This window comes from Thioalkalivibrio sp. ALJ16, from assembly GCF_000377345.1.
Taxonomy (GTDB): domain Bacteria; phylum Pseudomonadota; class Gammaproteobacteria; order Ectothiorhodospirales; family Ectothiorhodospiraceae; genus Thioalkalivibrio.
Map to the genome: position 1 here is coordinate 250321 of NZ_KB898039.1, position 17244 is coordinate 267564.

At 66.3% G+C, this 17244-nt stretch carries 15 protein-coding genes, 4 pseudogenes and 1 riboswitch; of the genes and pseudogenes, 7 read left to right on the plus strand and 12 right to left on the minus strand.

Features of this window, described 5'->3' with window-relative positions:
- Window positions 1-25: 25 nt before the first annotated feature.
- The 8 genes and pseudogenes from D000_RS0104825 to D000_RS0104860 all read right to left on the minus strand — a co-directional run bounded on the left by D000_RS0104825 (window position 26) and on the right by D000_RS0104860 (window position 5504).
- Window positions 26-793: an ABC transporter permease gene (locus D000_RS0104825; RefSeq protein WP_018872408.1), complete on the minus strand. Its 768-nt coding sequence runs from the start codon at window positions 791-793 to the stop codon at window positions 26-28.
- The gene (locus tag D000_RS0104830) at window positions 790-1749 is read right to left on the minus strand and encodes a daunorubicin resistance protein DrrA family ABC transporter ATP-binding protein (protein ID WP_018872409.1); all 960 of its coding nucleotides are present in this window, start codon (window positions 1747-1749) and stop codon (window positions 790-792) included. The genes D000_RS0104825 and D000_RS0104830 overlap by 4 nt, the downstream gene beginning before the upstream one ends.
- A 67-nt stretch (window positions 1750-1816) precedes the next feature.
- On the minus strand, window positions 1817-2227 hold the full coding sequence (gene mscL / locus D000_RS0104835) for a large-conductance mechanosensitive channel protein MscL (RefSeq protein WP_018872410.1): 411 nt from the start codon (window positions 2225-2227) through the stop codon (window positions 1817-1819).
- Between the two features lie 77 nt (window positions 2228-2304).
- A complete protein-coding gene (locus D000_RS0104840; protein ID WP_018872411.1) occupies window positions 2305-2652 on the minus strand; it encodes an antibiotic biosynthesis monooxygenase in 348 nt (115 codons plus the stop codon).
- A 268-nt stretch (window positions 2653-2920) separates the two neighbouring features.
- Window positions 2921-3223: a DUF3817 domain-containing protein gene (locus D000_RS0104845; protein WP_018872412.1), complete on the minus strand. Its 303-nt coding sequence runs from the start codon at window positions 3221-3223 to the stop codon at window positions 2921-2923.
- Between the two features lie 83 nt (window positions 3224-3306).
- Entirely contained in the window at window positions 3307-3570 is a 264-nt protein-coding gene (locus D000_RS0104850) for a hypothetical protein (protein WP_018872413.1), read from the minus strand.
- An 89-nt stretch (window positions 3571-3659) separates the two neighbouring features.
- Window positions 3660-5003, minus strand: a pseudogene (locus D000_RS13325) (SLC13 family permease); the annotation flags it as partial.
- A gap of 66 nt (window positions 5004-5069) precedes the next feature.
- Window positions 5070-5504, minus strand: coding sequence for a DsrE family protein (locus D000_RS0104860; protein WP_018872415.1), 435 nt, complete (start codon window positions 5502-5504; stop codon window positions 5070-5072).
- Window positions 5505-5887: 383 nt separating this feature from the next.
- On the opposite strand from D000_RS0104860, the gene amt reads away from it, so the two are divergent.
- From amt to D000_RS0104875, 3 genes are all read left to right on the plus strand, one after another.
- Window positions 5888-9289 (plus strand): ammonium transporter, encoded by a 3402-nt coding sequence (amt, locus tag D000_RS0104865; RefSeq protein WP_018872416.1) that lies wholly within the window; start codon window positions 5888-5890, stop codon window positions 9287-9289.
- Window positions 9290-9505: 216 nt separating this feature from the next.
- Window positions 9506-9838 (plus strand): hypothetical protein, encoded by a 333-nt coding sequence (locus tag D000_RS0104870; protein ID WP_038047498.1) that lies wholly within the window; start codon window positions 9506-9508, stop codon window positions 9836-9838.
- Window positions 9839-9856: 18 nt separating this feature from the next.
- Window positions 9857-11152 (plus strand): NAD(P)/FAD-dependent oxidoreductase, encoded by a 1296-nt coding sequence (locus D000_RS0104875; protein ID WP_018872418.1) that lies wholly within the window; start codon window positions 9857-9859, stop codon window positions 11150-11152.
- 92 nt (window positions 11153-11244) lie between these two features.
- On the opposite strand, the gene D000_RS0104880 is transcribed toward D000_RS0104875, so the two are convergent.
- Window positions 11245-11874 (minus strand): TMEM165/GDT1 family protein, encoded by a 630-nt coding sequence (locus D000_RS0104880; RefSeq protein WP_018872419.1) that lies wholly within the window; start codon window positions 11872-11874, stop codon window positions 11245-11247.
- A 68-nt stretch (window positions 11875-11942) separates the two neighbouring features.
- Window positions 11943-12109: riboswitch (yybP-ykoY riboswitch) on the minus strand.
- Window positions 12110-12288: 179 nt separating this feature from the next.
- Between D000_RS0104880 and D000_RS0104885 the strand changes: the two genes are divergently transcribed.
- Together D000_RS0104885 and D000_RS13330 are read left to right on the plus strand one after the other, a co-directional pair.
- Window positions 12289-12711: a rhodanese-like domain-containing protein gene (locus D000_RS0104885; RefSeq protein ID WP_018872420.1), complete on the plus strand. Its 423-nt coding sequence runs from the start codon at window positions 12289-12291 to the stop codon at window positions 12709-12711.
- Window positions 12712-12894: 183 nt separating this feature from the next.
- Window positions 12895-13845 (plus strand): IS481 family transposase, encoded by a 951-nt coding sequence (locus tag D000_RS13330; RefSeq protein WP_081616636.1) that lies wholly within the window; start codon window positions 12895-12897, stop codon window positions 13843-13845.
- 581 nt (window positions 13846-14426) lie between these two features.
- Here D000_RS13330 and D000_RS13760 read toward each other — a convergent pair.
- From D000_RS13760 to D000_RS14350, 3 genes and pseudogenes are all read right to left on the minus strand, one after another.
- Window positions 14427-15002 carry a GNAT family N-acetyltransferase gene (locus tag D000_RS13760; protein WP_081616637.1) on the minus strand — a complete coding sequence of 192 codons (576 nt, stop codon included), beginning with the start codon at window positions 15000-15002 and terminating at the stop codon, window positions 14427-14429.
- 196 nt (window positions 15003-15198) lie between these two features.
- Window positions 15199-15288, minus strand: a pseudogene (locus D000_RS14475) (SAM-dependent DNA methyltransferase); the annotation flags it as partial.
- Window positions 15289-15382: 94 nt separating this feature from the next.
- A pseudogene (locus tag D000_RS14350) lies at window positions 15383-15523 on the minus strand (addiction module antidote protein, HigA family); the annotation flags it as partial.
- A 120-nt stretch (window positions 15524-15643) separates the two neighbouring features.
- On the opposite strand from D000_RS14350, the pseudogene D000_RS13340 reads away from it, so the two are divergent.
- Both D000_RS13340 and D000_RS13345 read left to right on the plus strand, forming a co-directional pair.
- A pseudogene (locus D000_RS13340) lies at window positions 15644-16243 on the plus strand (transglycosylase SLT domain-containing protein); the annotation flags it as partial.
- 789 nt (window positions 16244-17032) lie between these two features.
- On the plus strand, window positions 17033-17244 hold a 212-nt coding region (locus D000_RS13345), incomplete at its 3' end, for a transposase (protein ID WP_018872425.1).

Genomic DNA, 17244 nt, shown 5'->3' on the forward strand with positions numbered 1-17244 from the left:
GCCGCGAGCAGGGCAGACCGGGTGCCTAACCGCGTGCCAGACGCCGGTTCAGCATGTAGACCGACAGCGGCGCGAACACCAGCGCGATCCCCAGGGCCCAGGCCAGTGACCACAGGGCAGGCTCCAGGGACGGTCCGTCCGCGTTCATCAGGCCGCGTGCGGCATCCGCCAGCAGCGAGACCGGATTGGCCTGGACGAAGCCCTGCATCCAGCCCGGCATGGTCTCCACCGGCACGAAGGCCGAACTGACGAAGGTCACCGGGAACAGCGCGGTAAATCCGAACAGCTGTACGTGTTCCGGGTCGCGTGCGATCACGCCGACCAGCACCATCACCCAGGAAAAGGCCACAGCGAAGGACAGCACCAGCAGGACCATCGCCAGCAGATGCAGCGCGGAGGTGGCCAGCCGGAATCCCAGCAGCCAGCCCACCGCCAGCAGCAGCATGATGCACAGGAGCTGCTTCACCACGTCGGCCAGGATGCGACCCGCGAGCGGCGCCCAGCGCGGGATCGGCAGGGCGCGGAAGCGGTCGAACACCCCGCGGGTCAGATCGGTGTTCAGCCCGTGCCCCACATACACGGTCACGAACAGCATGTTCATCACGATCACGCCCGGCAGCACAAAGGCCAGATAGTTGTCCGGCGAGCCGGCGATGGCCCCGCCAAACACGTACAGAAACAGCACCAGGAACAGGATCGGCTGGATCGAGTAGTCGCCGAGCTCCCAGGGGTTACGGCGCACCTGCACCAGGCTGCGCCAGGCCAGGGCCAGAGTCTGCTGCAGGGCCTTCATGCGGCATCCTCCGCAGCGTTGCCCGCCGGGGCGCCATGCCCGGTCAGAGACAGGAATACATCGTCCAGGCTGGCCCCGCGCAGCCCCATCTCGGCGACATCGATCCCCGCCGCGTCCAGCGCGCGCAGCACCGCTGGCACCAGCGCCGGGTCCGGTGCCGGCACGCTCAGGTGCTCGCCGTCCGCCTGCACCGTCTGCCCGGAGACGCGGGAGACCACCTCGAGCGCGCGCGCTGCGGCCGCCGGATCGATGACGGTGACGTGGAGACTGCGCGCACCCACGCGCGCCTTCAGCTCGGCGGCCGTGCCCGCGGCGATCACGCGGCCCTGATCCAGCACCACGATGGAATCCGCCAGGGCGTCGGCCTCCTCCAGATACTGCGTGGTCAGCAGCACCGTGGTGCCCTCCGCCTGTAGTTGGCGCACCCGCTCCCACAGGTCGCGCCGGGCGCGCGGGTCCAGCCCCGTGGAGGGCTCGTCGAGAAACAGGATGCGCGGGCGCCCCACCAGGCTGGCAGCGAGGTCCAGCCGACGCCGCATGCCCCCGGAGTAGGTCTGGGCGGGGCGCTGCCCCGCGTCGCGCAGATCAAAATCCTCCAGCAATGCATCGGCACGGGCCCGGGCGTCCCGCCGTTTCAGACCCAGCAGGCGACCGATCAGGATCAGGTTCTCGCGCCCGGTCAGCTTTTCGTCGACCGAGGCGTACTGGCCGGTCAGACCGATGATCTCGCGCACCCGCGCGGCCTCCCGGGCCACGTCGAAGCCGCCCACGCGGGCCGTGCCGGCCGTCGGGACGAGCAGCGTGGCCAGCATGCGCACCACCGTGGTCTTGCCCGCGCCGTTGGGGCCGAGCAGCCCCAGGACCTGACCGGAGGGTACCTGCAGGCTCACCCCGTCCACCGCCCGGGTGCCGCCGAAGTCGCGTACCAGGCCCTCTAGTTTGATGGCGTTGTCCAAGGCTTGTCTCCGGTTGGCTGGTCCTCGCTGTGACGATACCGGCCGGCGCCGGTTCCCGATGCCGCCGTCAACCGTCCTGTCGCGCCTTCAGCAGATCGCGGATCTCGGCCAGCAGCTTTTCCTCGCTGGAGGGTGCCGGCGGTTCTGCGGGCTCGGCCTCCTCCTTGTGCTGAAGGCGCGCGATCATCTTGATGGCCGCGAACACCACGGCCGCAATGATCACGAAGTCCACCACGCGTTTGATGAACATCCCGTAATTGATGGTGACCGCGGTTACGCCATTTTCGGCCTCGCGCAGCACGATCACCAGATCGGAGAAGTCGACCCCGCCGATCAGCAGGCCGATCGGCGGCATCACCACATCGGATACCAGCGACGACACGATCTGGCCGAACGCCAGCCCGATGATCACGCCCACGGCCATGTCCACCACATTACCGCGCGCCACAAACTGCTTGAATTCATTCACGATGCCCATGCCCGTCTCCTCCAGTGAGTAACCCTAGAGCTATAGCCCAGCGCGGGGCCGTTGCGCGCAAGGCGGGGCGAAGAGGGTCAGCTTCCGTGTGCGCGCCGTGAGTCGTGCGGCGCCTGGGTGCGCTCGTTCAGACCATAGTCCCGCAGAACCTCGGCCACGCGCAGGCGGTAGTCGGCAAAGATGCCGCCGCGCCCGGCCGCCTGCACCTGACGGTGTTCCTCGAGGTTGCGCCATTCCCGCACCGCGGCCTCGTCCCGCCAGAACGACAGCGACAGCACCTTGCCGGCCGTGCTGAGGCTTTCGAAACGTTCGATGGAGATGAATCCGTCGACGTCCTTCAGGTGTTCGCGCAGGCTCGCTGCCGCATCCAGGTAATCCTGCTTGCGTTCGGCATGCGGTTCCACTTCAAAGATCACGGCAATCATGGCGGTTTCGCTGGCGGTGGGACGAAGGGCCGATTACACCACGCCGAGCACGGGATGGGGATGGCGTGATGAACCCCGGTGCCGGGCAGGCGCACCGCCATTAGGTGCACTGTCACCAGGCGGACTGCCATCCCGAACGCCGCGCAGCGGCGATCCGGGATCTCTGCGTTGGGGCGGGCACGGGCGGTGGGCAGTCCCGACGCGGGAGATCCCGGCTCTGCGCTTCGCTGCGGCCGGGATGATGTGGTGAGGGCGGGTGCGCTGCGCGTCAGGCCGTTTCGGCGTTGCCGGTAGCGGCGGTTTCGCGGCGGATCAGGTAGTCCACGTAGAGGAAGCCGAAGGGCACGACGCCGAGGAACAGTACCAGGAGCCATTTCCACACGGGCCAGCCGCTCAGGTGACTGGCGATCAGAGAGGCTCCGCCGTAGGTCAGGAACAGGACGCCATGGACCCAGCCGGCCCAGGTCACGGCCAGGGGCATATCCGCCCAGGTGCGCAGCGGCATGGCCACGAAGAGCAGGGTAATCAGGGAGATCCCCTCGGCAATACTGATCAGGCGAAAGAGTTTCATCGGGCAGGTCCGGCCGCTGGCAAACGGCGACGAGTCTAGGGAAACAGGGATCAATGTGCACGCCCGCCGCCGGGCCGACGCGATCAGCCCTGGTCGGGTGCCTGCGCGTAGGCCTTTGCCCGCGCCCGGATCTCTTCGAAGAACAGTGCCTCCCACCGTTTGGCGCGCGAGTGGGCTGCCCCGGCATCGGGGTCGGTGTCCAGCCGGGCGTCCGCGGCGGCCTCGGCCTCGTCGAGGATGCGCTTGAAGACCTCGCGGGCGGCCGCGGCGCGCGGATCCACCCCGCGTCGGCGCAGTACGTCCGCCAGCAGGGTGCCGCCCTTCTTCCATTTGGACCACAGACGCATCCGCCACTCCTCCGGTTGTCGCCTCGCGCCGGGCGTGCCGGGGCGGGCGCCGGCCAAGTGTAGCGAACCCGCGGCCCACACGGCGTCTGCTACGGTGGCCAGATCCACAGGATCAGCGGCACCGCGGTTACGATCACCAGCAGCGACAGCGGCAGCCCCATGCGCCAGTAGTCGCGGAACTCGTAGCCGCCCGGTGCCATCACCAGCGCGTTCGACTGGTGCCCGACGGGCGTCAGGAAGGCGCAGGAGGCGCCGATGGCCACCGCCATCAGGAACGGGTCCGGCGCGGCCTCCATCGACCGCGCCAGCGCCAGCCCGACCGGCGCGGCCAGCACCGCTGCGGCGGCGTTGTTGATCACGTTCGACAGCAGCATCACCACGCCCATCAGCAGCGCCAGCATCACGGCAGGGGAGGCGGCCTCGCCCAGCGTGAACAGGCCATCGGCAATCAACCGCGAGCCCCCGGTCGTCTCCAGCGCCTGACCCACCGGCAGCAGTGCGGCCAGCAGCACGATCACCGGCCACTCAATCCCGCGATACACCTCGCTCGGTCCGATCAGCCCGACCAGCACCATCGCCACCGCGGCCCCGACCAGCGCCGGGGCCGCCGGTACCCAGCCCAGCGCGACTGCCCCCAGCGCCAACGCAAACAGGCTGCTGGCCAGGATCACCTTGCGCGGCCGCGTGATGCGCAGCCCGCGCGAGGCCAGCGGCAGGCAGCCAAGCTCGCTCAGGGCGCCCGGCAGTTCCTCCTCTCCGCCCTGCACCAGCAGGATGTCCCCGGCCCGAAATCGTACCTTGTCCAGGCGCTCGCGCAGGCGCACACCCCGGCGCGCCACCGCCAGCACATTCACCGCGTAGCGCTGGCTCAGTTCGAGGGCACTGGCCGTGGCGCCGACCAGGCGCGAGCCGGGCGTTACGATCGCCTCCTCCAGCGCCAGTTCGCCCAGCGCGCTCTCGCGCTTCGCGCCGTTGCCTTCCTGCTCGGTCTGCTCCCGTTCTTCCGCTTCTTCGACCCGTGCCTCCAGCTCCATCCCGGTCCCGTCCAGCAGCGTCTTCAGGCTGTCGGAGTCCGCCCCCACCAGCAGGATGTCGTCCGCGCGCAGCACCTCGTAGATGGCGGGCATCGGTTCGCGGCGGTCCCCGCGCACCAGTCCCACCACGACCACCTCGGCCTCGCCGCGCAGCTCGCGCATCAGCTCGTAGACCGTGCGCCCGACATAGCGGTTGCCCTCCGGCACCCGTACCTCGGTCAGGTAGGCGCTGATCTCGAACAACTCGCTGCTGGCCGTCGCGCGCTTGCGTTGCGGCGTCAGCCGCCAGCCGATCAGCGCGATGAAGATCACGCCGACCACGGTGACCCCCAGCTCCACTGGCAGGAAGTCGAACATCGCAAAAGCGGTGCCCGTCGCCTCCGCGCGGAGGTTGGCCCCGAAAACAGGGGGCCCAAAACAACAGGGCCCTCCGAGGAGGGCCCTGCCGTGATCCTGCGCGGTCGATCAGTTGGAGAAGAAGCGCACGCTCGGGTCGGCCATGTAGGCGCCGACCTCTTCCGGATCGGCGGGGGTGATGCCGTCCAGCAGGTCCGCCTCGGTGTAGTCGGTGTTCGGCAGGAAGATCGCGCAGGTCTCCACCGTGGCACCGTTATTGATCAGGTTCATCAGCAGCTGCTGGGCGTTGCGCCCGGCGGGCTCCATGGTCGGGCCGTCGAAGTCTTCGGTGGCCATGGTGGCGGCCGGGCCGCACAGCAGCACGCGGATCTCCTGACCCTGACGCATGGTCTGGTTCGCCAGCACCATGGACATGAACTGGGTGTGGTCGTCAGCCGAGGTCAGGCTCACGAACAGCTTGTCGGGTTCGGCGGCCTGGGCCGCGCCACTGGCACCGGCAATGGCGAGAACGGCGGAAGCGGCGAGCGTCTTCAGGGTTCGCATGGCATCTCCTTCGGGTCGTCGTGTAAGAAAATAAGAAGATACGCATATACGAATGTATAGGGCAAGGGGGCATGGAAGGAACGCGGTCACAACCTGAAACCGGGCCAGCGGCCAGGGTTGCCTCCTGCTGAGGCCGAAGTTGCACCGGACGGGTGCGTTGTGGCCGCCGGCGGCCCTCCGGAGGTGCGTGGCGCACCGATACCGCGCAGTGGTCAGCGCCGGCGCCTGGCAGCCGGTATGGGGCCGGAACCCGCATGATCCAGCGCGCCAGCCCTTGGTAATGCCCGCGGCGAAGCCGTTTATTCCGCGTTGCGGCGAAATTGGTGCCGAATTTGCTGAGGTACCGGTATGGCGGACTCTCGCGCGATACCAAGGCGTACTGCATGCAACTGACGCAAGTCGATGTCGTCTGGACCCTGATCAGTGCGACCCTCGTTTTGTTGATGCAGCTTGGCTTCCTCTCGCTGGAGGCCGGCGTGACCCGCAGCAAGAACGCCATCAACGTGGCGATGAAGAACGCCACCGACCTGGTGCTGACCCTGCTCGCGTTCTGGGCCGTGGGCTTCGGCCTGATGTTCGGGTCCAGCTTCATGGGCCTGTTCGGCACCGGGTTCTGGCTGCCGGACCTGGCCGAAATGGGCGTGGAGAAGACCGCGTTCTTTGTATTCCAGGCGATGTTCGCCGCGACCGCCGCCACCATCGTCTCCGGTGCCGTCTCCGAGCGCATGTCCTATGTCAGCTACGGCCTGGTCACGCTGGTGGTGGTCGTGGTGATCTACCCGCTGACTGGCCACTGGGCCTGGGGCGGGGTGCTGGTGCCGGGCGACGGCTGGCTGGCGGCGCTCGGCTTTGTCGATTTCGCCGGCGCGACCGTGGTGCACAGCGTTGGCGGCTGGGTCGCGCTGGCCGCGGTGCTGGTGATCGGGCCGCGCATCGGTCGCTTCACCAGTGACGGGGTGCAGCGCATCCCCGCCAGCAACCTGCCGCTGGCGGTGCTGGGCGGGCTGTTCTTCATGCTCGGCTGGATCGGCTTCAACGGGGGCAGCGAGCTGGGCCTGACCGAGCGCGTGCCCGCCATTATCGGCAACACCCTGCTGGCGGCGGCCGCCGGTGCCGTCACCGCCTTCCTGCTGGGGCAGCGCATCCGTGGCGGACATGTCGACAACCTGCTGGTGCCGCTGAACGGGCTGATCGCCGGCCTGGTGGCGATCACCGCGGGTGCGCATGCGGTCTCCACCGGTATGGCGGTGCTGATCGGCGCGGTCGGCGGGGCGGTGATGCTGCTGGCGGACCTGTGGATGATCCGCCGCCGCCTGGATGACAGCGTGGGCGCGGTGCCCGTGCATCTGGCCGCGGGTATCTGGGGCACGCTGGCGGTGGGCCTGTTCGGGCAGCCGGAGCAACTGGGCACCGGCCTGGGCCGGGTGGAGCAGGTCGGGGTGCAGGTGCTCGGGATTGCTGCGATCGGCGCCACCACCTTCCTGCTCGCCTGGCTGATCCTGCGCGGCATCGACCGCTGGCGGCCGCTGCGGGTCAGCGCCGAGGACGAAAAGATCGGGCTCAACGTCAGCGAGCACGGGGCACGTACCGATCTGATCGACCTGCTGGGTGCGATGGAACGTCAGGCCAGCGATACCGACCTGTCGCGGCGCGTGCCGGTGGAGCCGTTTACCGAGGTCGGCCTGATCGCGCGGCGCTACAACGACGTGATGGCGGCCCTGGAGAGCGCGGTCAACCGCACCCGCACCATGTTCCGCGACATGAACGAGGGCATCGTCACCTTCGACCCCGCCGGGCAGGTGATCAGCCTGAACCCCGGCGCGGAGAAGCTGCTGGCGATCGACGAGAAGGGCGTGAGTGGCCGGCCGCTGGACGAGCTGCTGCAGCCACTGCTGGGCCAGCGTATGGCGCGGGGTATCCAGCAACGGCTGCAGGCCGGCGGGGTCGAGGAAGTCACCGGGCAGGTCGATGGCGAGAAGCGTTGCCTGGAGCTGCACGCCTCGCCCAGTACCGATGCCGGTCAGTCGTTCTACACCGCGGTGGTGCGCGATATTACCGAACGCCGTCAGGTGCAGGACCAGCTGGACCGCGAGCGTGAACTGGCCCAGGTGACACTGGAATCCATCGTGGATGCGGTCATCGCCACCGATGCCAGCGGCCGGGTGCGCTTCATTAATGCCAGTGCCGCCGACCTGAGCCGGCGCCCGGCCGAGGCGGCGGAGGGCGTACCGCTGTGCCAGCTGTTCCGCTTTGCGGAGCCCTCCACCCGCGAGGACTGCGAGGCGGTCATCGCCTCGTTGCTGCGCGAGCGCCGCGTGCAGAACAGCTCCACCACCTGGAACCTGGTCGATGCCGCCGGCGAGAGCCGGGTCGTGCAGTACACCGCCGCGCCGATCCTGGACCGCGAGGAGAACATGAAGGGCGGCATCCTGGTGCTGCACGACGTGACCGAGGCACAGGTCATGGAGCGCCAGCTGTCGTGGCAGGCCACGCACGATGCGCTGACCGGGCTGCTCAACCGCCGCGAGTTCGAGGCGCGGCTGGCGGAGATGCTGGCCGGCGCGCGGGATCAGCAGCGCCGTCACGTGCTCTGCTATATCGACCTCGACCAGTTCAAGGTGGTCAACGATACCTGCGGCCACCTCGCCGGCGACGAACTGCTGCGCCAGATCAGCCGCGTGATCGGCGCCTGTCTGCGCGAGAGCGACACCTTCGCGCGTCTGGGCGGCGACGAGTTCGGCGTGATCCTGCGCGACTGCCCGGTCAGCGCCGGCCAGAAGGTGGCGGAAAAGATCCGCGAGCAGGTGCACCGCTTCCGCTTCCCGTGGAAGGGCCGCCACTTTGCGCTCGGCAGCTCCATCGGCCTGGTCGCGCTGGAGGCCGGCTGCAGCGACCTGGCCGAGGTGCTCGGACAGGCCGATGCCGCCTGCTACGTGGCCAAGGAGCACGGGCGCAACCGCGTGCACCTGTTCGAGCCCGACGACAAGGACCTGGCCGAGCGGCAGGGCCAGATGCAGTGGGCCGCGCGCATCCGCAGCGCGCTCGACCGCGACCGCCTGCGGCTGTATTTCCAGCCCATCGTGCCGGCGGCGGACCCGACCGCGCCCGCGGTGCACCACGAGATCCTGGTGCGCCTGCTCGACGACGAGGACAACCTGGTGCCGCCCAGCGCCTTCATCCCGGCCGCGGAGCGCTACGGCATGATGCCGGAGGTGGATCGCTGGGTGCTGCGCAACACGCTCGCCTGGATGGGCGACATGCAGCGCGCCGACCCGGAGCACGCGACCATCTGCGCCATCAACCTGTCCGGTGCCAGCCTGGGGGATACGGCCCTGCTGGCGGAGATTCAGGGGCTCCTGGAACAGCACCAGGTCCCCGGCAGTTCGGTCTGTTTCGAGATCACCGAGACCAGCGCGATCGGCAGCTTCGACGCTGCCCAGCATTTCATCGAGACGCTATCCACCAACGGCTGCCGGTTCTCGCTGGATGACTTCGGCTCGGGGCTGTCGTCGTTCGGCTACCTGCGCAACCTGCCGGTGCACTACGTAAAGATCGACGGCGTGTTCGTGCGCGAGATCGCGAACAACCCGACCGACGAGGCCATGGTCCGATCCATCCACGCCATCGCCCACACCATGGGCCTGCAGACCATCGCCGAGTTCGTAGAGGACGCCGCGTCCATCGAACGCCTCGCCGCCATCGGCATCGACTACGTGCAGGGCTACTACATCGACCGCCCGCGCCCGCTGGAGCAGCTGGGCGGGGTGAAGTGCATGCCGCGTTAGCGGATCGTTCGGACCGGGGCAAAGCGGCCAAACCGGGCAATTTGGCCGACAAAGTGTTGGATTGTCCCGCCTGTTCGGCGCCGTTTGCGGGGTGGATGGCGCGCAAAGCCAGGCCGTGGGGCGCGCGCGGGGTTCTGGCGCGGTTTCTGCAACGGGACTGGTTGGGCCGGCGCAAGCCGGAGTCGCATGAAACCCAACTGTCGGGAGTCCATTCGCATGAAACCATCACGTCGCACGAAACCATCACGCGTGTTCCTGGCGGGGCTTGTGGCCTCGCTGGCGATGGCCGGTAGCGTTACCCAGGCCTTTGCCGCCAATGACGAGATCACCCGTGGCCAGCTGATGGCCGCCTCCTGCAAGGCCTGCCACAACGCCGCATCCGCGGAACAGGGCGTGACGGATCTGAGCCGTCTGCCCGCGGATGTTATCCGCAGTCAGATGCGCGCCTTCCGCGATGGCGAGCGCGACGCAACCATCATGGATCGCCATGCCCGGGGCTACACCGACGCCGAGATCGAGGCGATGTCGGTGTATTTCGCGCGCTTCTGATCACGGGAGAACAATAAAATGAAAAATCTTACGCGACGTCACTTCATCAAGGCCTTCGGGATCACCGGTGCGGCCGCCCTCACCGGTATTGGCTGTGCCCCGCGTGCCGCGCGCGACAGCGCCGCGGCGCATGTGGTCGTGGTCGGTGGCGGCACCGGCGGTGCCACCGCGGCGCGCTACCTGAAGCGTTTTTCGCCGGATATGGCCGTCACCCTGATCGAGCCCAATACCACCTACGTCACCTGCTACGGCAGCAACTGGGTGCTGGGCGGGTTCGAGAGCATCGATGCGATCACCCATGGCTACGACAACCTGCGCGAGCGCGACGGCGTCGACGTGATTCACGACCGTGTGGTTGGCGTGGATGCGGAGACGCGCTCGGTGCGCCTGCAGGGCGGCGACAGCCTGCAGTACGACAAGCTGGTGCTGTCGCCGGGGATCGACTTCAAGTACGAGGACATGCCTGGCATCGAGGAGGCGGATGCGCAGAAGGTCCCCCATGCCTGGAAGGCCGGCGCGCAGACCGAGCTGCTGCGCGCACAGCTGGAGGCCATGCCCAACGGCGGTGTCTACGTGATGGTTGCGCCGCCGAACCCGTATCGCTGTCCACCGGGGCCGTACGAGCGCGTCTCGATGGTGGCGCACTACCTCAAGGCCCACAAGCCGCGTTCCAAGATCATCGTGCTCGACCCCAAGGACAACTTCGCCAAGCAGGGCCTGTTCGAGGAGGGCTGGGCGGAACACTACGGCGACATGATCGAGTGGCGCGGCGGCTCCAACGGCGGTCGCGTCGAGGAGATCGACGTCAGCGGGATGTTCGCCCATGCGGATGGTGGCCAGGAGCGTGTCCACGCGGACGTGATGAACTTCGTCCCCGCACAGAAGGCCGGCCAGATCGCCCACGATGCCGGGCTCACCAATGACGCCGGTTGGGTGCCGGTCGACCAGCTCACCTTCAAGTCGGTGCGCGACGACCACATCTACGTGGTGGGCGACGCCGCCGTGGCCGGCGCCATGCCCAAGTCCGGCCACGCCGCCAACAACCAGGGCAAGATCGTGGCCGCCGCCATCCTGCGCGAACTGTCCGGGCAGGAGCCGCTGACGCCGTCCTCGGCCAGTACCTGCTACGGGCTGATCACGCCGGACTACGGCATCAGCATTGCCGCCGTGTACCAGTACCAGAACGGGGCGCAGGCAGCTGTGGAGGGCTCCCTGGGTGTCAGCCCCATCGGCGAGTCCGCCGGCTTCCGCATGCGCGAGGCCGAACACACCCGGGCCTGGTATGCCGGGATCACGCAGGACATCTGGGGCTAGACCGGCCCCAGCACCCGCCCCACCAGCGGCGCCTGCGGGCGCCGTTTTTCTGTCGGCCGCAGTCCAGCGCTGTCCGCAACGGGCGAGAATCCTTACTGATGGTTCTCCACCGCCCGCTGCAGCATCCCCGAGAAATCGGGCAGCCCAAGATCGGGCATCCAGCCGCCGGCCTCCGCCCAGGTCCACAGGCCCACCAGCAGGAACAGGCCGGAGGCCACAAAACGCAGGGGTGCGGCCGGGATGCTGTCGGCAAAGCGCTTGCCCAGGATCAGCGCCGGGGTGGTGATCAGCAGAATGCCGACCGTGGCGCCCAGCACCACCGGCAGCAGCGCACCGGAGGCCCCGGCCAGGGTGACTACGGCCAGCTGGGTCTTGTCCAGCATCTCGAACACGAAGAAGGCGATCGCCGCCGCGAAAAAGGCGCTGCGGGCGCGGGTGTCCTTGTCGAACTCCTCGTCGTCCTCCGGGATCAGCACCCAGATCGCCATCGCCAGGAACGCAGCCCCGACCACCCACAGATGCCAGTCGGTCGCGATCACCGCGAACAGCCAGATCCCGGCCACCGCGGACAACAGTTGATTCAGAAACAGACCCGTGGCCATGCCCCAGAACACGGCCCAGGCGCTGCGACAGCGCATCCCGAACAGGGCAGCCAGGAACATCGAGCGGTCGCCGATCTCCGCGATCGCAACAGCCACAATAGAAAGCAGGAACAGTTCCATAAAGATCATCCGGGGCGAGCGGCACGACAAAACCGGTGACACCGACATCGCCGCCCGCCCACGGGCCGGGCCCGCCGCAAGGCAGGCCGGATATCGGTGCCACAGGTCTTGTCAGGCCCGGCGCTGGACAGGCGCCAGAGCGCCTGTGCACGGGCTGCACACGCCATGGCCATGCGGCCAAGTATGTTGACGTGTGCCTTCGACCAGGGCGGCCGAAGCGACTACTCCCCTGAGGGTGCGCGCATGATAGCCAAGCCCCGCGAACCTGTCCATCCGCGCAGCGCCGGCCCGGCCCCTGGCCCCCTTATCCGCGACACGCGGGCGGAGACATGGCAGCGGCCGTGTCTTTTGCAATCGGCCGAGGTTTCCAGAACCATAAACCCTCGCGTGACGCCCCACTCGAAAGGAACCCGCATGGCCGACGAAAACAACGATGCAAAGCTGGAAATCAGCGTGGGCGCCGCGCGCGAGCTGGTCGATATCGGCCTGGCCGTACTGCTGGACATCCGGCAGCCCTTCGAGCTGGAACTGGAAGGCGCCGTGGAAGACGCGGTTTCGGTCCCGCTGTTCCGCCTGAAACAACTGCTCGGGCGCGAACTGACGGCAGACGAACAGGAACTGCTGGACGCCGACGAGCCGGACGAACGCGACTTCCAGCACTTTCTGTCCCTGATCAACCGCCACCACGTCACCCAGGACCAGATCCTGCTGTGCCTGTGCAACAGCGGCCGCCGCAGCCTGCGGGCCGCGCAGCTACTGCGCGACCTGGGCTACGCCCGCAGCCTCTCCGTACGCGAAGGCTTCCGCGGCTGGACCACCCCGAACACAGCACCGTAATCCCCCCGGCCCGACGCCCGCCGCGTCCTTTTTCCGGCGTCTTTTACGCCGGAAACTGGCTGTCTAAGCGCCTGTGGTGCCTCGTAATAGGAGGCTAGCTGTGATCTCTCAATAGGTTGTCCACGGGACGACTCCGAAGGATGCTGAGTTTGCGGACTTAGCCATTCCCAAGGAGGACGCCCCGTGAACCTTCATCAAAATGCCTTAATGGGCCCCCGCGGTCGAGAGCGGATGGCTCGTCTGGTCGTGGATCACGGCCTGAGCCTTCGTGCAGCGGCCCGCGCCTTTGACGTGGATCCGAAGACCGTGCAGCGCTGGGTCCAGCGGTTCCAGGAGGCGGGCCGTTCGGGTCTTGTGGATCGTTCGTCCCGGCCGCGGCGCCAACCGCGGCGAACCCCGCAACGGATCCAGCGCCAAGTGGTCGCCTTGCGGCGCCAGCGCTGGACCATGGATCGGATCGCCACCTTCACCCGAATCTCGAGAGCCAGCGTCAGCCGCATCCTGCGGCGCGAGGGACTGAACCGCCTGAGCGCACTGGAGCCGGTTGAGCCACCCCGGCGCTACGAGCACGAACACCCCGGTGATCTGCTCCATCTGGATATCAAGAAGCTGGCACGCTTCCGTCATCCGGGCCACCGCGTGACCGGCGTCCGCGCCAAGAACTCGATCGGCGCGGGCTACGAGTACGTGCATGTCGCCATCGATGACCGCTCGCGCATCGCCTACAGCGAGATCCATCCCGCCGAGCGAGCCCAGGACGCGATCGCGCATCTCGAAGCGGCTGTGCGCTACTACGCCACCCTGGGGATCACCATCCGGCGGGTCCTGACCGACAACGGGCCCTGCTACCACGCCCGGGCGTTCAGCCAGGCCTGCCGCCGACTGGGCATCCGCCATCGTCGCACCCGGCCCTATACGCCGCGAACCAATGGCAAGGCCGAGCGCTTCATCCAGACCGCCCTGCGCGAGTGGGCCTATGCCTTCGCCTACGCCACGTCAGAGGAACGCAACCGCCATCTGCCCCGGTGGATCCACGACTACAACTGGCACCGCCCACACGGTAGCCTGAACAAACAGCCACCCATCAGCGTCCTCGGTCTACCTGAGGACAACCTTGTGAGACTCCACAGCTAGCGCTTAACATTCATCGGCTTATCGAGGCCCGACCTCGTTCTCCTCGTTCCATGCGGTCATCCCGGCCGGAGCGAAGCGGAGAGCCGGGATCTCCAACGTCAGGATCGGCCCCCCGATGTCCGAGATCCCGGATAACCGCTGCGCGGTTTCCGGGATGACCAACGACTCGGAAACGTAGTCCTCACCCCCAACGCCACGATAGCTGTCGAAATCGCGCCGGAAGATGGGTGTCCTCTTAGCTTGCGCGTTCACTCCGATCGGCGCCTCCGGGCGCCGAGTTCCTTTCCGGCCACGCCCGCCAATGATGGGGGGTCCTCTTCTTCGCATCCCGACGCTAGACAATAAATCTGTCCTCATTTTTCTCCAGCAGTTGTTGCATTTTTTGCAACAACTGAATCTCGTTCTAACCCGCGTAAGTGAAGACGACCGCTGGCACTGCGCCGACACCATTCCACCCTGCCGATCCTGGTCACGGGCCTGCTACCACTCATTTAGTGGATGATCTTGCCGCTCCTATTGATCTGGTTCGTCTGCCGCCAGGTGAGGGGGCGGCTGGCCTTGAAGAACGAGTAGCTACAGCATCAAGAAGATGGGTGTCCCCTTCTTTTCGCGATTAAATCAGCGTCTCCCTGAGGCGAGTTGTTACCGCTTTTTCGTAACACGGACAGTTCGAGCGGGCCGTGCAGCGGCTTTCCAACCCCGGAACCAACCGGGTACGGGAGCCCACTTTCTGCCTCAATATACCCCCGCCGCACGTAATATTGGATAAGCTCCTTTCGGGCGGCTATGACTACCAGAACAAATTCCTCCACACTCTCCGCTTGGCTAGCCCACTCTTCCGCTTGAGCAAGCAAAGCCGCCCCTATACCCTTTGTTTGCATTCTTGGCGAGACAGCAAGCATACCGATGTGGGCCTCTGTGCCTTTCACGTCCACCTGCACGCAACCGACAATTCGCTCAGCCTCTAATGCGAGAAGAATGGTCGCTTTTTCCAACGCTTCCCGGATTTGCACTGGGCTGATTCTCTGGCCTTCAACCAAAAGCGATTCATGCGTCCAACCTTGCTCTTTATCACTGGGCCGGTACGCGGAATTCACAAGCCGCGCGATATCCTTCGCATCGTCTGGTGTCGCCGTCCGATAGACCAACTCGACCATGACCTTCTCCGCAGCTTTAATAGTGACTAGGTAGATTGGATGGACGTGCCCACAATATCCCTTGAGCGATCGGGCGGTGACACCGTATGGCCGTTTGCCCTCCCGTCGGTTGGCCATTTTTGCCCACGAAACTGCACGTCTAAGGCTCTATGTGGGCGAGGCGAGTGCATTAACGTCCGTTGTTTCAGCCGCTTATCGAGGTCCGACCCCGTAATTGTTTTTCCGTCGCGCAGCCGGCCTCTTTCCAGAGCACATCATCGATATTACGGAAGGTTTGCTCGAACATTCAGTCACCCGTTCTCCTTGGACGCCGCATTATCCCTTCGCGCGCAGGTCAGGAGAAAGGTGGGCGCCACTTCCCTGGCGTACTTCCTGCGGTGCTAAGCGGCAGGTTGCCCGCCGCCGCCAGGACCATCGAACCGCACCGGGCGCACGGTGTCCAGCTTCACGCCCTTTCGTGCACACCAGAGCTCGTGCCGGCCCTGCATGGCCAGCCAGCTTTCCGGCAAACGGCCATGGGTGTCCACTTCGCTTGGGCTTTTCGACCCAAAAATTGGCCGTTTAAGCGCCTTCCGAGCGGTAAGAGAGGGAGTAATCCCTTTAGATTCCGGGACCTATAGAGGTCCGACCCCGTTTTGTTGCTGACCCGGCGCATCGACCAGCGCCTGCCGGATTTCCGCCCGGTGTTCGAGGAGGCCGCTGACGAGTACGAACTGCCCGCCGACCTGCTGGCCGCGCTGGCCTACCAGGAGTCGCACTGGGATCCGCTGGCGCGCAGTCCCACCGGGGTGCGCGGGATGATGATGCTGACCCAGCGCACCGCGCAGGAGCTCGGGATCGAGGATCGCCTGGATCCGGAGCAGAGCATTCGTGGCGGCGCGCGCTACCTGCGCCAGATGCACGAGCGCCTGGACGCAGACATCCCGGAACCGGACCGTACCTATCTCGCGCTGGCCAGCTACAACATCGGCCGCGGGCATCTGCTGGACGCGCGGCGCCTGGCGAGAGAACTGGACCGCGATCCAGACCGCTGGGCGGACATGCGCGAAGTGCTGCCGTTGCTGACCGAGGAACGCTATTACCGCGATCTGCGGTTCGGCTACGCCCGCGGTTACCAGCCGGTGTACTACGTGCAGCGCATCCGCAACTACCGCGCCGTCATCCGGCCCGTCTTCGTGGGGGACGAGGTCGCCGCGGACGGGCCGACGCCGTCTATCCTCTCGCGGCTGCTGTCGGACTGAGCGGGCCGCCGGTCAATGGAAACAAGGTGGGTGTCCTCTTCTTCCTCCTAACCAGCCGGTGTACTACGTCCAGCGCATCCGCAACTACCGTGCCGTGATCCGGCCCGCCTTCGTGGGGGACGAGGTCGCCGTGGACAGGCTGGCGCCGTCTATCTTCTCGTGGCTGCTGTCGGACTGAGCGGGCCGCCGGTCAATGGAAACAAGGTGGGTGTCCTCTTCTTCCGTCCTCTTAGCTTGGACTTTTCGGCCCGAAAATTGGCCGTTTAAGCGCTTATGGCCCCCCGGGAGAGGGCGCGTGCCCTTTACATTCAGCGGCTTATCGAGGTCCGACCCCGTAGGGTCGTAGGGAATAAGGATGTCCGTTCGGCGGGGTCTCGACCAAGAACGAAGCGCGCAGAAAGTGGGTGTCCTCTTCCTCCGTTTCGGCCCTTTTTAGGCCGGAAATTGGCCGTTTAAGCGCCTGTGTTGCCTCGTACTAGGAGGCTAACGCTCTATATTCCGCGATTTATCGAGGTCCGACCCCGTTTTGCACTTGCTCTACTCGCAAGCGGAAAAGCTGGTCTGCGTTGACGCTTTTGTTGGGCCAGTTACCTCCATGATCGTTCCGTTTTCAATGCAAGGATGTACGTTCGAAACGCAGGGTGAACTTCCCATTTAGCGCTCTGCATCTCATTCCACCTTGAGGGCTGAACAAAATGAGGGTCATCCAAGAAGGTAATATGTGTGCTGGTCTAATTTTCGTGGACACCTCGATCGGTGGAATGATTGGGATCTGATCGAGGAGACGATATGGGACGCAGGAATTTTGATCCGGAGTACAAGCTTCGGGTGGCCCGGATGGTGGTGGATGAGGGCCAGAGTGTGCCGCAAGTGGTGCGGGACACCGGGGTGGGCGAGACGGCCGTTCGGCGCTGGGTCGAGCAACTCAAGGCGGATCGTGCCGGGGAGGCCGGCGATGGCCGGCCTTTGACGCCGGAGCAGCGACGGATCCGGGAGCTGGA

Bases quoted from the DNA above. Each gene is read 5' to 3' on its own strand.
- D000_RS0104825 (WP_018872408.1), bottom strand. From the start codon at position 793: ATGAAGGCCCTGCAGCAGACTCTGGCCCTGGCCTGGCGCAGCCTGGTG.
- mscL (WP_018872410.1), bottom strand. From the start codon at position 2,227: ATGGGCATCGTGAATGAATTCAAGCAGTTTGTGGCGCGCGGTAATGTG.
- D000_RS0104840 (WP_018872411.1), bottom strand. From the start codon at position 2,652: ATGATTGCCGTGATCTTTGAAGTGGAACCGCATGCCGAACGCAAGCAG.
- D000_RS0104845 (WP_018872412.1), bottom strand. From the start codon at position 3,223: ATGAAACTCTTTCGCCTGATCAGTATTGCCGAGGGGATCTCCCTGATT.
- D000_RS0104850 (WP_018872413.1), bottom strand. From the start codon at position 3,570: ATGCGTCTGTGGTCCAAATGGAAGAAGGGCGGCACCCTGCTGGCGGAC.
- D000_RS0104860 (WP_018872415.1), bottom strand. From the start codon at position 5,504: ATGCGAACCCTGAAGACGCTCGCCGCTTCCGCCGTTCTCGCCATTGCC.
- amt (WP_018872416.1), top strand. From the start codon at position 5,888: ATGCAACTGACGCAAGTCGATGTCGTCTGGACCCTGATCAGTGCGACC.
- D000_RS0104870 (WP_038047498.1), top strand. From the start codon at position 9,506: ATGAAACCATCACGTCGCACGAAACCATCACGCGTGTTCCTGGCGGGG.
- D000_RS0104875 (WP_018872418.1), top strand. From the start codon at position 9,857: ATGAAAAATCTTACGCGACGTCACTTCATCAAGGCCTTCGGGATCACC.
- D000_RS0104880 (WP_018872419.1), bottom strand. From the start codon at position 11,874: ATGGAACTGTTCCTGCTTTCTATTGTGGCTGTTGCGATCGCGGAGATC.
- D000_RS0104885 (WP_018872420.1), top strand. From the start codon at position 12,289: ATGGCCGACGAAAACAACGATGCAAAGCTGGAAATCAGCGTGGGCGCC.
- D000_RS13760 (WP_081616637.1), bottom strand. From the start codon at position 15,002: ATGGTCGAGTTGGTCTATCGGACGGCGACACCAGACGATGCGAAGGAT.